The organism is Clostridium beijerinckii (assembly GCF_018223745.1).
GTDB classification, from domain to species: Bacteria; Bacillota; Clostridia; order Clostridiales; family Clostridiaceae; genus Clostridium; species Clostridium beijerinckii.
The window spans coordinates 2,703,022-2,717,456 of sequence record NZ_CP073653.1 but is presented as its reverse complement, the minus strand read 5'-3'; the positions used below and the strand labels follow the sequence as shown (position 1 = coordinate 2,717,456).

10 protein-coding genes and 1 other annotated feature are annotated in these 14,435 nt (G+C 29.0%); of the genes, 2 read left to right on the top strand and 8 right to left on the bottom strand.

Translation table 11 applies throughout. The features are described 5' to 3' along the window. Positions 1–45: 45 nt before the first annotated feature. The 4 genes from KEC93_RS12435 to KEC93_RS12420 all read right to left on the bottom strand — a co-directional run bounded on the left by KEC93_RS12435 (position 46) and on the right by KEC93_RS12420 (position 5,548). Positions 46–903: a S66 family peptidase gene (locus KEC93_RS12435; RefSeq protein WP_077869890.1), complete on the bottom strand. Its 858-nt coding sequence runs from the start codon at positions 901–903 to the stop codon at positions 46–48. Positions 904–1,051: 148 nt separating this feature from the next. After that, positions 1,052–2,215 (bottom strand): iron-containing alcohol dehydrogenase, encoded by a 1,164-nt coding sequence (locus tag KEC93_RS12430; RefSeq protein ID WP_077869889.1) that lies wholly within the window; start codon positions 2,213–2,215, stop codon positions 1,052–1,054. Positions 2,216–2,688: 473 nt separating this feature from the next. After that, a complete protein-coding gene (locus KEC93_RS26700; RefSeq protein ID WP_023976524.1) occupies positions 2,689–3,258 on the bottom strand; it encodes a cell wall-binding protein in 570 nt (189 codons plus the stop codon). A gap of 232 nt (positions 3,259–3,490) precedes the next feature. Continuing rightward, on the bottom strand, positions 3,491–5,548 hold the full coding sequence (locus KEC93_RS12420; RefSeq protein ID WP_077869944.1) for an RNA degradosome polyphosphate kinase: 2,058 nt from the start codon (positions 5,546–5,548) through the stop codon (positions 3,491–3,493). A gap of 203 nt (positions 5,549–5,751) precedes the next feature. On the opposite strand from KEC93_RS12420, the gene ppx reads away from it, so the two are divergent. Together ppx and KEC93_RS12410 are read left to right on the top strand one after the other, a co-directional pair. After that, a complete protein-coding gene (gene ppx, locus KEC93_RS12415) occupies positions 5,752–7,260 on the top strand; it encodes an exopolyphosphatase (protein ID WP_077869943.1) in 1,509 nt (502 codons plus the stop codon). A gap of 101 nt (positions 7,261–7,361) precedes the next feature. Beyond that, the gene (locus KEC93_RS12410; protein WP_077869942.1) at positions 7,362–8,543 is read left to right on the top strand and encodes an AI-2E family transporter; all 1,182 of its coding nucleotides are present in this window, start codon (positions 7,362–7,364) and stop codon (positions 8,541–8,543) included. A 98-nt stretch (positions 8,544–8,641) separates the two neighbouring features. Here the strand turns inward: KEC93_RS12410 and tyrS are convergent, their stop codons facing one another. The 4 genes from tyrS to uvsE all read right to left on the bottom strand — a co-directional run bounded on the left by tyrS (position 8,642) and on the right by uvsE (position 14,270). Then, complete coding sequence (gene tyrS / locus KEC93_RS12405; protein WP_077869941.1) at positions 8,642–9,853, bottom strand: tyrosine--tRNA ligase; 1,212 nt, start codon at positions 9,851–9,853, stop codon at positions 8,642–8,644. 91 nt (positions 9,854–9,944) lie between these two features. Further along, positions 9,945–10,207, bottom strand: a binding site (T-box leader). A gap of 124 nt (positions 10,208–10,331) precedes the next feature. Next, positions 10,332–11,357 (bottom strand): transglutaminase domain-containing protein, encoded by a 1,026-nt coding sequence (locus tag KEC93_RS12400; protein WP_077869940.1) that lies wholly within the window; start codon positions 11,355–11,357, stop codon positions 10,332–10,334. A gap of 270 nt (positions 11,358–11,627) precedes the next feature. Further along, the gene (locus KEC93_RS12395) at positions 11,628–13,106 is read right to left on the bottom strand and encodes an ISLre2 family transposase (RefSeq protein ID WP_077870071.1); all 1,479 of its coding nucleotides are present in this window, start codon (positions 13,104–13,106) and stop codon (positions 11,628–11,630) included. Positions 13,107–13,307: 201 nt separating this feature from the next. Beyond that, positions 13,308–14,270: a UV DNA damage repair endonuclease UvsE gene (gene uvsE / locus KEC93_RS12390; RefSeq protein WP_077869250.1), complete on the bottom strand. Its 963-nt coding sequence runs from the start codon at positions 14,268–14,270 to the stop codon at positions 13,308–13,310. Between the last annotated feature and the right edge of the window lie 165 nt (positions 14,271–14,435).

Here is a 14,435-nt window from a genome sequence, read left to right as displayed (position 1 = left end):
TATATAAAAGAATCACTTCTACTCGCACATGGTTTTTCATATAAACTATAGTTTTATTTTTCCTCCAATTATTATGCATTTTGAACTTTTGCTATGACCAATTTCACTAGTTTTTATAATTGGAATATTAGAATTTCCTACTATCTCTTTAGTAATTTCCAAAATGTTTGGAACGTGTTTTTCTCTTTCCATTTCACTGAATTCACCAAGAATTATTCCTTTAACTTGTTCAAATACTCCCAGTTGTTTATATTGTGTCAAATACGTGAACATCTTTGGAACGTCACCACCTAAACTTTCTAAGAAAATAATTTTATCTTTAAAATCTGGCATATATTTTGTACCTGCCAGTTTTAATAAACATCGAAGATTTCCTCCTACCACAATTCCTTCCATAGCACATCCTTGCACCCATTCATAATTAAATGTTAAAAGTTTACTTCCATTATCCATAAATGTATTTTTAAATTCTTCCACTTGAACTTCTCTTCTATCACCAATTAAATTCCTTATTTGATATAAATAAGTCTTCATATTTGTTTGAGAATATATAGCATTAATAACTACAGACAAATCACTATACCCAAAAAATGGTTTCATATTATTTCTTATCGTTTCAAAATTCAAATGATCCAATATGCCATTAGCTAAGTCTCCACCGGATACATCAAAAATCCCCTTAATATCATTATCTATAAAAAAATTCATTAATATTTCAGCTTTTTCTTTATTACTCCCATTAAATACAGAATAATTTTTATATAAATTATCACTAAATACAGGTATAAGTCCTAATTCTTTCAATGCTTGTCCTAGCTCGTTCATCTTTAATATATTACTTTTATCTAAGCCATTTGAACAAGCAACAATTCCTACTTTATCACCTTTACTAAATAATTCCATAAACATTATCTCCCTCTAAATTTATATAGTATTAACGGCAGTAAGTATACTGCCGTTAATATTTTAGTATATAATTTTCATAAAATTTGTACGCTATTAATCTAATATATTTAGACTTTTCTTACACAAGCGTACACTGTGGTATTTGCTAAAGTGCTGCTTTAAAAATCTTTAATATATCATTTTCATCTAATGGCTTAAAAGCATACTTAAAATATGGATTCATAGCCTTTTTTGCCATTAATTCTAACTTATCTTCTTTAATGCCAACTTCCCTTAAAGTACTTGGTATACCCAATTCCTTAAAGAATTCAGATGTCTTTTCTATTGCTTTATTTGCTATTTCAAACTTATCTAAGTTTTTATCTATTCCCCAAACATTTATTCCATATTGAGCAAACTTAAAAACAGTAGTATCGTCTAAAGAATATTTCATCCAATGAGGTGTTAATATAGCCAATCCAACCCCATGTGTTATATCATAAAAAGCACTCAATTCATGCTCCATTGGATGTACCACCCAAGGTGAATTTGTTCCATATGAAATCAAGCCATTAATAGCCCAGCTTGAAGCCCACATTAAATTTGCTCTTGCATCGTAATCCTTTGGATTCTCTATTGCAATCTTACCATATTTTATGCAAGCTCTAAGTAATCCTTCGGCTGTACTATCTTGGATATCCACACCCTTTGTATGATTAAAATAAGTTTCAAATATATGACTCATAATATCAGCAGTTCCAGCTGCAGTTTGATTTTTAGGAACTGAATAAGTATACTCAGGATCTAAAATTGAAGCTTTTGGTTTCATATTTTCATGACCTGTACCCAATTTTTGATTAGTTGTCATATCAGAAATCACAGCATGTGGATCCATCTCAGAACCAGTCGCTGATAGTGTTAATATTGTTACTATAGGCAATACTTCATTAATTTTTTGTGGACTAGTTACTAAATCCCATGGATCTACTTCGTATTTTACTCCTGCCGCAATAACTTTCGCACAATCTATTGTACTTCCGCCTCCTACAGCAAGAACTACTTCAACATTATTTTCCTTACAAATTTTAATTCCTTTTCTTACTGTTTCAATTCTTGGATTTGGCTCTATTCCTGACAATTCAACATATGATATTGAATTATCATTTAATATTTTAATCATTTCATCGTATAACCCAATTTTCTTAATACTTCCTCCGCCATATGCTATAAGTATTTTATTACCATATTCTTTAATTATGGCAGCAAGATTTTTGATTTGCCCTTTTCCAAAATAAACTTTAGTAGGTATTGAATAATTAAAATTTTCCATAAACGCTCTCTCCTTATAATATATAATTTAAGTTATAATTATTAAAAATAGTAATCCATGAATTTTGTTTCTCATACCTCAATCTATATTATTTTTTCATATCATAATATAAGAATATCAGGTAATAAATCCATGAATATGAACCTTTCCTATAAATTTTACACCTTAGAGTTAACTTTATGTCAAGTATATATATTTATTATTTTGGTAAAATGAAAAACTAACTTCTTGCACTTAACTATATTTATTATGTTTAAAATTTTAAATGTCATTATCTTTTATCATTTTATAAATAATAATTTTATCATCTTTCATTTTTCCATTTAAGATAAATTATTATACCTTGCTTGTTAAATATTAAGATTCAACTCTTTTCTATTCAAAATAAAAAAGACAAAACTCACAGCTTGATTGATTAAACCAAACATAAGTTTTGCCTAGAAATTACTTATAACAATTTATTTTTTAATAGATTATTGCATAACACCGTTCCAATCAAGATAATAACCGCCTACATACGTATTATATGCCATAGATCCATCTGAATTTAAATAATACCAGTTGTTTCCATCGTTTATCCATCCAGTCTGCATTACTCCATTAGAATCCATGTAATACCATTGTCCTCTTACCATTTTCCAACCACTTACTGGAACACCTTGTTCAATCAATATCCATTTTCCATCTGAAGTCTTTCCCCAAAAATCTCCTCTGTTTCCTGTGCTCGGTGAACTGCTTACGATAGCATTTCCTACACTTGTGTCTACAGCAGTTGTTGCACTTGAAGTATTGTCTTTACTTGTTGTATCACTAGTATCCTTATCCTTTGCATCTGGGGTCTGCGTACTTGAAAATGAGTTTTTATAGGAATCAACTTTATAGTTACTTTTGTCTATGTCTTTTGCATCCCATCCTGGAGTTAAATTGTTTAATTCATCTTTAGTATAATCGCTCTTATCCGAACTTGCTGCATAAGTACAAGATCCTTGAGCTAGGAATGCTAATAAGGCTAAAGATAAAATTCTTAATTTGTTATTCTTCATTTTGCTCATCTCCTAGAATATTTAATGTAATTTAATATTTATGTCTCAATTATATTCTTATAATTAATTATCGATTATAGCTATTAACACTTTAGCCTTTTTTATCTCTATTTAACACTACTTAAGCTAATTTCCATTTTCAAGAATCCTAATTATTAAATTCTATCGAATTTTATTTGCTTATATCACTTCTGCTCAACATATAACATATTTATTTAAATCATATATTCATCTAACTTTTCTGATTAAACTTTTTACAAATCTCTATCATATCCTTCTGTGCATTAACAATTTTACCTTCACTTTTAATTTTTGTATAAGAACCATCTTCTAGCAATATCCTACTTTTAACATTATCTTTTATATATAATTCAAGCATTTCTTTAAGTTCCTTTTTTATAAGATTATCTTCTATTACTGTCATAGTTTCAACTCTTTTGTCTAAATTCCTATACATCCAGTCAGCACTTGATATATATGTGTCTTCTTTTCCATTATTATAAAAATAATATATTCTGCTGTGTTCCAAATATCTTCCTACAATACTTCTCACTGTTATATTATCACTTAAGCCTTTAACTCCAGGTCTTAATGAGCAAATTCCTCTAACTATAAGTTCTACTTTAACTCCAGCTTGTGATGCCTTATATAAAGCTATCATAAGTTTTCTATCAACTAACGAATTCATTTTTGCAATTATTTTTGCTTTCTTTCCATTTTTAGCATGCTCAGTTTCTCTTTCAACTAGATGCTCCAACTTTTTTCGTAATCCGTACGGTGCAATAGTTATTTTACTCATATTTTCAGGTTTAAAATATCCTGAAAGCATATTAAATATAACTGATGCATCTTCTCCATATTCAGGCTTTGATGTTATTATCCCAATGTCTGTATAGAATTTAGCTGTTACATCATTATAATTTCCAGTTCCTAAATGAACATATCTTTTAATACCTTTTTTTTCTTTTCTAACAATCAATAATATTTTACTATGAGTTTTTAATCCAATCACACCATATATAACATGACATCCCGCCTTTTCAAGCTGCCTTGCCCAATGAATGTTATTTTCTTCGTCAAACCTAGCTTTAAGTTCAACTAATACTGTTACCTGCTTTCCGTTTTCTGCTGCTTTTGAAAGAGCAGCTATTATAGGTGAATTCCCACTTACTCTGTATAGGGTTTGCTTTATAGCTAGTACTTTTTCGTCCTGAGCAGCAGTTTCTACTAATTTTACTACTAATGAAAAACTTTCATATGGGTGGTGTAGAAAAATATCCTTCTTGCTTATTTCTTGAAATATATCCTCTTCTTGTAATTCCTTAACTTGCAGACTCTTTATTTGCTCAAACTTAAGTTCACTATATCCCTTAATACTATATAATTTATTTATAAATGTTAAATCAATTGGCCCTTTTATACAAGATATTTGATCCTCCGAAATTTCAAATTCTTGTTCTAATTTATTTATGATCCTGGTATCATTTGTTTCTTCAATTTCTAATCTTACGGCAAGCCCCCACCTTCTCTGCTTAAGAGATTCTTCTATTGTTTCAAGCAAATCTTCTGCTCCTTCTTCATTTAAACTTAAATCTGCATTTTTAGTTATTCTATAGCACGCTGTTGTTAATACTTTAAATCCAAACAATTCCTTTAAGTGGTTTTTTATGACATCTTCCAATAATACAAAGTTTTCACCTATCCCTCCTGGCATAGGAACTAATCTCCCTAAAACTGATGGTACTTGAATTGTAGCAAACAATTCTTGTTCACTCTTACTTTCTTTTAATATAACACCTATATTTAATGTTTTATTTAACAACAAAGGAAATGGTCTGCCTGAATCAATTACCATAGGTGTTAAAACTGGATATAATATATTTTTATAATAGTCATTTATAAATTCTAATTGTTCTTCATTTAACATATCATACGTGAAAATTCTTATATTTCTGGAACCTAAGTGGTCATATAAATGATCATATGTATGATATTGGTCCTTAACCATCTCCCTAACTCTATAAAGTATTTTACTAATCTGTTCACTTGGTGTTAAGCCAGAAACTTCTCTTTCATCAAATCCGGCTTGAATTTGACTATATAATGATCCAATTCTCACCATAAAAAATTCATCGAGATTGGAACTTGATATGGATAAAAATTTTAATCGTTCTAATAAGGGGTTCGTATTATCCTTAGCTTCATCTAAAACTCGTTGATTAAATTCCAACCAACTAAGTTCACGATTAAAAAAATTTTCGTAATTATCATATGTATAATTTTCATCCATAATTATTCTCCTCATCCTATAAGCTAATCATTTTCAACTTAATTTAATTATTTGTAAATATAGTATTTTAAATACACATTGAATAATGTAATATATTTAAATGTATACTAATATAATCTAATATTTTTGTTAACTTTAAGTTAAAATGTTATTATATACAAGTTAACTTTTTATCATATTTTTATATAGAGGAGGAGTGAACAATGAAAAATATCGCAGTTATTGATATAGGTTCCAATTCAATGAGGGTTCTAGTATATGAAATATATAAGAATAATTCATTTAAAATAATTGATGAAGAAAAAAGAATGACAAGACTTGGTCAGTTTATTGATGAAAATGACAATTTATCAAATGAAGGAATAGGTAAGTTGTTAATTACTTTAGAATTCTTCAAGATTTTATGCGAGAAAAATGATGTAGTCGAAATAATTGTAGTTGCTACTGAGGCAATCAGACGTGCAAAAAATAGAGATCATATTTTATCTTTGGTAAAAAAGAAGACTAAATTAGATATTAGAATTCTTAGTGGAATTGAAGAATCAGCTTATGGATATATAACAATCAAAGCTACCATGGATATAAAGGATGCTTTACTTATTGATATTGGCGGTTCAAGCATGGAAATCACTTTAATGAAAGATAAAAAAATACTTAATGGAGTAAGTTTACCTCTCGGATCCATACCACTAACTAAGCTATTTCCTTTTGATGTGCCAGCAGACAAAAATACTATTTCAGCATTTAATAAATTTATATTTAATGAATTTGATAAGTTACCTTGGTTAAAGCTTGCTCAAAATTTGCCTTTAATAGGAATTGGCGGAACAGCTCGTTCGATTGGTAAAATTCACAAGAAATTTATTAAATATCCACTCGATCTGCTCCATAATTATACTATGCTTTTTGATGAAGTTAAAATAATTCATGAATATGTTCTCAATCTTAATACGAACCAAAAGGCAAAATTAAAGGGATTACCTAGAGAAAGATCTGACATATTTACCGCACCTTTCTCGGCACTTGTAATGCTTATGAACTATTGCAATTGTCCTGCTTTTAGAATTAGTCAATATGGAATCCGTGAAGGTGTTTTATACGAAAAACTCTTGAATAAAGATCTTGATAATCTTGATATTTTAGATTATTCATTGAACAATATTTTAACAAATAATGACTTAAATATTTCACATGCTGAAAAAATACGTGATCTATCTCTTGTATTTTTTAAATACCTTGAAAAACCAAATTATGAATTTTTAGAATTAGAATATAAACTTCTTGGTGCAGCAGCTAAATTGCATGATTTGGGGATAAGTATTTCCATAAAACATGCTTATAAACACAGCTTATATATAATAATTAACTCCTTAATTTCAGGACTTACACATAAACAAATATTAATGCTTGGTTACGCCATAGCACTAAGCGGTAAATTTGATTACAAATTATCAGATGAATATAAAAATATCCTTAGAAAAGAGGAGATTCTAATATGCAAAAAAATTTCAATAATATTATGTCTTGCTCATAAAATTGATAAGTATTTTTATAATAGCTTATCCGAAGTCACAATTATAAACCAGAAAGATACTTTTAAGTTAACACTTCCAAAGAGTAGTGTTAAATACATGCAAGATAGTTTACCTGTAGAAATGGATGAAAACTTTAAGAAATGTTTCAACAAAAAGTTATCTATTATCCCATTATAGGTTTTACTTAAATATTTATATGATATATTTGCTTTAAAATATGATATAATTCATATAATAGTAAATTAAGTTAAAGTAAAATAAGGAGATAGTACCGTTATATGAAAATTGAATTTGATAAAAAATTATTCAAGTATTCCATATATATAGTTATTACAGCAGTTATACTATATATAGCATTTTTAATTATTTTAAATATGGGATTATTATTTAGATCTGCATTTGACTTTCTAGGGTATTTAACTAATTTAATTAAGCCGCTGATTTTCGGTATCATAATAGCATATCTTTTATATCCTATAACTAGAGGCATTGAAACTTTTCTAAAGCAGAACAGACTATATAAATTAGAGAAGGCATCTACTCGAAGAATTATAGCAATTATGATTACATATGTCTTAATTATTGGTATATTTTCAGGCTTAATCTTAGGAATCTATTTTATGATAGGCGGTCAGATATCAAATAATACTACTATTATAAATATGACTCAACACATTTCCCTATACTTAAAGAGTAATTCCTTTTCAACTGAATCCATAAAAGGGACTTTAGATAGGCTGGATAATTCTTTTATAGATAATATAAAACCTTATATTATTAGCGGAATTATATATTTACAAAGATATGTTGAAAGCAACTTAGGAAATATGACATCATATATAATGTCAATTGGAAGTGGTGTTGCAACATTTTTTATTGCACTTGTAATCAGTATATATCTTCTAAAGGATTCTGAATATTTTATAGCACTATGGAATAAGCTTTATTATTTAGTATTTGGTAAAAGTATTTTAGGCAATAAAATTATTTACGTTTTTAGAGTTGTTCATGAAGTCTTTGCTAAGTACCTGCGCGGTCAATTGCTGGAAGCTTTTTTCGTTGGAGTTTTATCAGCGATAGCACTTTCAATTGTTGGAATAGATTACGCTTTTGTAATTGGTATAATTGCAGGAATAAGCAATATGATTCCATATGTAGGCCCAATTATTGGCACTATTCTTGCTGCTATTATGGGACTTTTAAGTGGTACACCTATAAGAATAGTTTACGCCATAGTTGCTATGCTAGTTGTACAACAAATTGATAATAATCTTCTAGCCCCTAAAATTGTTGGAAATAGTGTAGGTTTACATGCGGTATTTACAATGATGGCTATACTAATTGGTGGCAATGTAGGCGGGTTATTAGGAATGCTCCTTGCTGTGCCAGTTGCTGCTTCATTTAAAGTTCTATTTAATAATTGGTACGAAAATTACATAGAAAAGCAAAAGCAGTCATAATTCTTTATGAATTAATTTATTAAAAGAGGCAGTTCAATTGAGTGCCTCTTTTAATATAGTATATATTCTTTCATTTAATTCTTTTAATACACTTTTAGCTACTTTACTATTTTAACAAACTTCTTCTTGCCTAACTTTATTATATCTCCATTTTTAATTATTATATTGTTAAAATCAGATACTTTTTGCATATTTACATATACTCCACCTTGACTTAAAAGCCTTTTAAATTCATTATAGGATTTTATTAAGTTACTTTTAACAAGAACTTTTCCAACATCTTCTAACAAGCTACATTCAGAAGATATATTTATTTCAGGCACCTCATCAGGTATATTTTTATTTTTAAATACATTTTCAAAATATTCAAGTGCGAATTTACTTTCTTCTTCTGTGTGATATAATCTTGTTATAATTTTTGCAAGCTCAAATTTGACATCTCTTGGATTTTTGCCATTATCCAACTCTTCTTTAATTCCTCTAATTTTATCTGGATGCTCATCGGTAGCAAGTTCGTAATATTTTATAATTAAATCATCAGGAATTTCCATTACTTTCTTAAACATTATTTCTGCTGATTCTTGTATTCCTATATAATTTCCTAAACTCTTACTCATTTTTTCCTTTCCATCCAGTCCTTCTAATATAGGCATAAATATTGCTGTTTGTTGCTCCATTCCAGCATTTTTTTGTAATGTTCTCCCCATAAGAATATTAAATGTCTGATCAGTTCCTCCTAATTCTATATCCGCCTTTAATGCGATAGAATCGTAACCTTGCATTAGAGGATAAAAAAATTCATGAATTCCAATAGGAGTATTAGAATTATATCTCTTTTTAAAATCTTCTCTTTCTAGCATTCTTGCAACTGTTGTAGTCGCAGCCAGTTTTAAAACTTCTTCAAATGACAGTTCAGATAACCATTCACTATTAAACTTAATTTCTGTTTTATCTCTATCTAAAATTTTGAAAATTTGCTTTTGATACGTTAATGCATTTTCTACTACTTCTTCTTTGGTCAGAGGCTTCCTAGTTTTAGATTTTCCGGTTGGATCTCCTATTTTACCAGTAAAATCCCCAATTATTATAACTGCTCGATGCCCTAAATCTTGCATTTGCTTAATCTTTCTTAATACAACCGCATGACCTAAATGGATGTCTGGCGCAGTTGGATCTAAACCTAACTTAATTATTAAAGGTTTATCTTCTTTTGCCGACTTAATAATCTTTTTCTCCAAATCATCAATGCTAATTATGTCTGCAACTCCTTTCCTTATAATTTTAATTTGTTCTTCAGTATTCTTTCTCATCTTCTTAACTCCTAAATATTTCTTATTTTTAATATAAGTAAGCGTTACAAGATTCAATATTTGCAACAAAAAAACTCTTGTCCTTTAAAATATAAAGGACAAGAGTATAACTCCCGTGTTACCACCTTAATTCATTAATCGCTCACACGATTAACCTCTTCAAGTACGCCAAAATTTTGGTTATACTTTAGCACTATAACGGGTGCAGGGTTCCGTCATCACCTACTCAAAAGAAACTTTTTTCAGCTTGAAGCTCTAAGATGTATTCAAAACCAGCTTCCATGCACCTCTCATCAACCGGTAACTTTCTGTATGGCATCACTAATTTCTACTTATTCTTTTCATTGCTTTTATTGAAAATCTAGAATAAAGAAATATAATAAATTACTTTCCTTATTATGCGATATATTAAATTGTTTAAATTGTACAAAAAACTTAAGCTTTTGTCAATATAAACTTTATTGTTTAATTGCTACAGCTATGATATCCATGCTCCATTTGAATCAACTCTATATTTTCCATCAATAACGGAATTAAGAGCCATAGCCCCGCTTCCAGGATAACAATAATACCATTTTCCATTAGAGTATATCCATCCTGTTTTCATTATGCCATCATTGCCTAAGTAATACCAATTATTATCTATTATATTCCATCCAGTTGCATAACGTCCTGTGTTTTCCATAAAACACCACGCAGAATTAACTAAATTCCACTTACCATCTTTATTTGACTTAAGCTCAGATAATAATCCAGCATAACTGCTTGCCTTATTATTCTCATAATTATAATCCTCAGAGCATTCTGGATAATCACTTTCTTTCCATGTAAATCCATCATTTTTTAGAACCTTATCTTGTCTTAGAAAATATTTATTATTTCCTAATGCATCATTATTTGTGACATCTAAATGGTACCACTTATTATTTAATTTAACTAAGTTCCATCCATGAGGAACGCCATCTAAATTTCCAATAATAATTTTATTCTCTACACCTGCTAATTTAAGCATTTTATAAGCAGTCATGGCATAACCTTGACATGTAGTTTTTCCAGTTGTCAATGCAGAATAGGCATTATTAGATACAAGACTATCATCATATTCAAATCTATTTATTAAATATTCATTTATTGCCTTAACCTTATCAAAATCGCTCATTCCATTGGTAGTTATAGAATTAACTATTTTAGTTAGCTCTTGATTAATATATAACTCTTGATCTTTAGTTGTTCTATAAGTAACCTTTAATGTTGCTTTATCTCCAACTCTTTCATAGACCATTTTCTCTAGTGATCTCATTAAGTAATCATCATCTTTTGCAATATTTTGTACCACTTCTAATACATCAGATTTATAATAATCAATTTGAAACTCTGTGTCCCAATTTTCTAAATGGTTATATACATATGAGTTTAAATCATTATCTGCTGCAAAAACAGGTTGTCCCATTATTGCTGATATTATTATTAATCCAAGTAATAGATTTCTAATAACGTTTCTCATCAATAAATCCCTTCTTTCTTCATATGAATCCCATTGGAATAATTTTTGTTAATATTATGTTATAAAGCAGCACAATTCAATACTTTCCTCCTTCCCAGATTATTATTTACCTCCCAAAACATATATATCTATTATATCAGAATATTATCAATGATGCTAAATTCAAATATATATTGTTTGAGTCAAGTAAAAGTTGGCAAGAATTTTATTTAATTTATTATCCATTATTTTACATCATATTTTTAGAATTTCCCTACACACGCTTTATACTTAACTATAACTAATATCACTAAATGATTTTAATCCACATAAATCACGCACTATTTTTCTACCTAGCGTTGTGGCAGCTCCGCTGTACGGAATTTGTGCGCTATTACACTTATATACCTTACATTTATTAGATTCTTTATTTGCTTGAAATACTGTTAATGGTAGTTTTGTAACTATTGTATCAATAACATTATCAGGAATAATATTTCTATAGATTTTATCCACAGTATCAAACAACCTATTACTAAATTTTTCAGATAATATTTTAGATAAATTATCTGCACCATTAATAGACCAGCTCATTTTTCTGCCCTTCATCCTTTGAGCTAATACATCACAAATATTATGTTCCATTGTACCTAAATTCCTGTATTCTATGCCTTCCGGCGCCGTAGGCATGTCTATGTTACCTCTTAATTTATATGGTGTTAATCCATCTCTATTGTGAGCTAAGTAATCATATAACTCAGTAAGCTTCTTAAATGAAACATCTTCTTCATTTGTAAGTGTCATCATATTTACAATAGCTTCTAGACCTTCATCAATTTTACCTTCTCTAAATAGTTTTAATAATTGCTTTTGGGTTCTTTTATCACTTACCTTACGCATAATTGCTTGACCTACATGAAATGGATCTAGTTGAAAATGAATGTCTTGATCCTCACAAGTTGCCTTAATCCACTTTGCTCCATCACCGTTTAATATTCTAGTTTGAATTTCGTCTACATTGTATTTTTCTGAAATTGTTGCGCTAGCAAGCTTTTTAAAGTGGCTAGAATTACTAAAACTTGCACAAGCAGTTTTATCAACAACTACATATTCTTTTTTGCTTCCTGGACGTAAAGTCCAGCCTGTATATGATACTGCTAGTTTTAACTCTTTCTTTTTATTTTTCCCTTTTGGTCTATCTTTACCTTGAAGATAGAGCCAAACTCCATCTTGCTCTTGAAACAATACTGGTACTTCCTTTTCGCCTTTTAACACACCTTTATCATCTAGTTCAATTTTACGATTTTCTAGTTCTTTAATCTTTTCTCCAACTGTTTGAACTACGTTCCAAACGCCTTGAGCACTAATTTCTTGATTACACATAGTTTTAATATTCTCAGATGTCTTTCTAAAAGAAACATCCGCCACGTTAGTCAAAATAGTTTCTACGAGATTTATAGAAACATTTCCTATAGTATCCATTCCTAAATACTCATCCAAAAGGTATTTAGTTGCTTTCTTACCATCCTCAAGTTTTAATTCATAAACACGCCTAGAATACTCTACATTCCCCATAATAGTCCTCAAACAAGTTTGCTTACGGCCTTTATTACGGTAAACCTTGCTATCTCTTTCATTAAGTAGTTTTTCATCCAAGGATTCTAATATGCTTTTTAATGCATTGCAAGCTTCATCACAAGCATATTTATAAATTCTTTTCTCTAACTCCTTGAAAGTAAATCCATTATCATTTAAACTTAATTCATACATAAATCTAACTCTATTCTATTTAGTTTCGTCAACTTAATTATAATGGATAATTTATGTATTGAGGAGATGCTTTTGCATCTCCTTTATTATTTATATAGTATTCTTTATTATCTTTGCCTACTAAAATTATACTCTAACATATATATTCATAAAAATAACTACCTAAAATATTAAATTTTCTAGGTAGTTGCTAAAACTATTTTATAATTCAAAAGTGCTGTTATCGATCCATTTATACTGTGGTCTTATGACTTTTATATCTTTTACTAATTTATACAGTGCCTCATCTTTCTGCTTGCATTCTAGCATTATATCAAAATCCCTATCTAGAATCTTGGCTTTTTCTAAGAATTCAACAAGATCCTCTGCATTTATATAATCAGCATGTTTTCTATCTTTATCGTGGTCTTTTGGTGTTGAAAAATGTATTTTAGGTGGGAAAAATTCATTATCCCATGTATTAAAAATCTCCTCAAGTAAGTCCTCTATATTTTCACCATTATTATTGCAATTGTGATGGTGAACATCTAAGACCATTGGAAGATTTAAAGTCCTGCATATATCTAGAACTTCCCTTGCCGTATATATTTTATCATCATTTTCAAGAATTAATTTAGATCCTATTTCTTCTGGAATTAGAGAAAAATTATCAATGAATCTGCTTATTCCTAACTCTTTTCCACCAGTTGCTCCTCCAACATGCAAAACCATTTTTCCATGTAAATACCCAAGATCCTCAAACCATTCTACTTGACGCATTAAATTGCTGATAGAATTTTTAACGATCTCATTACTTGCACTATTTAAAACATTAAACTGATCTGGATGTGTATCCACTCTCATGTTATTTTGCCTAATTATTCTTCCAATAAATTCAAAATCCTTTTTAAAAATCTCTCTATGTCCCCAATAACCAACATCAGGATGAGTAACTAGAGGAATTAACGCAGATGTTATTCTATAAAAGTGTATTTGATTCTCCACATTATAATTAAGTATTTTCTCTAGATCATTTAAGTTAGATAGTGTTATACTCTTTAGTTTATCTAATTTGTTCTTTTCAGAAATAATTTTATTATAATTTGTAAACGTAACTGTGCTAGAACTAGAAATCTTTTTACCCAACCTCATTGAAATTGCTACATAGCCAAACCTTATTCTCATAATTCTTCTCCTATGTACTTAATATTTCTTGAACATAATAAAAGAACTCCAAAGTGGAGTCCAATTATATGTAAAGAGATTAATGAGTATTAGAGGTTGTATTAAAAGTTAGATTAATATTTAATAATTTAAACTTTTAAACACTCTATTACTTATTATAATCTC

Bases quoted from the DNA above. Each gene is read 5' to 3' on its own strand.
- KEC93_RS12435 (WP_077869890.1), bottom strand. From the start codon at position 903: ATGGAATTATTTAGTAAAGGTGATAAAGTAGGAATTGTTGCTTGTTCA.
- KEC93_RS12430 (WP_077869889.1), bottom strand. From the start codon at position 2,215: ATGGAAAATTTTAATTATTCAATACCTACTAAAGTTTATTTTGGAAAA.
- KEC93_RS26700 (WP_023976524.1), bottom strand. From the start codon at position 3,258: ATGAAGAATAACAAATTAAGAATTTTATCTTTAGCCTTATTAGCATTC.
- KEC93_RS12420 (WP_077869944.1), bottom strand. From the start codon at position 5,548: ATGGATGAAAATTATACATATGATAATTACGAAAATTTTTTTAATCGT.
- ppx (WP_077869943.1), top strand. From the start codon at position 5,752: ATGAAAAATATCGCAGTTATTGATATAGGTTCCAATTCAATGAGGGTT.
- KEC93_RS12410 (WP_077869942.1), top strand. From the start codon at position 7,362: ATGAAAATTGAATTTGATAAAAAATTATTCAAGTATTCCATATATATA.
- tyrS (WP_077869941.1), bottom strand. From the start codon at position 9,853: ATGAGAAAGAATACTGAAGAACAAATTAAAATTATAAGGAAAGGAGTT.
- KEC93_RS12400 (WP_077869940.1), bottom strand. From the start codon at position 11,357: ATGAGAAACGTTATTAGAAATCTATTACTTGGATTAATAATAATATCA.
- KEC93_RS12395 (WP_077870071.1), bottom strand. From the start codon at position 13,106: ATGTATGAATTAAGTTTAAATGATAATGGATTTACTTTCAAGGAGTTA.
- uvsE (WP_077869250.1), bottom strand. From the start codon at position 14,270: ATGAGAATAAGGTTTGGCTATGTAGCAATTTCAATGAGGTTGGGTAAA.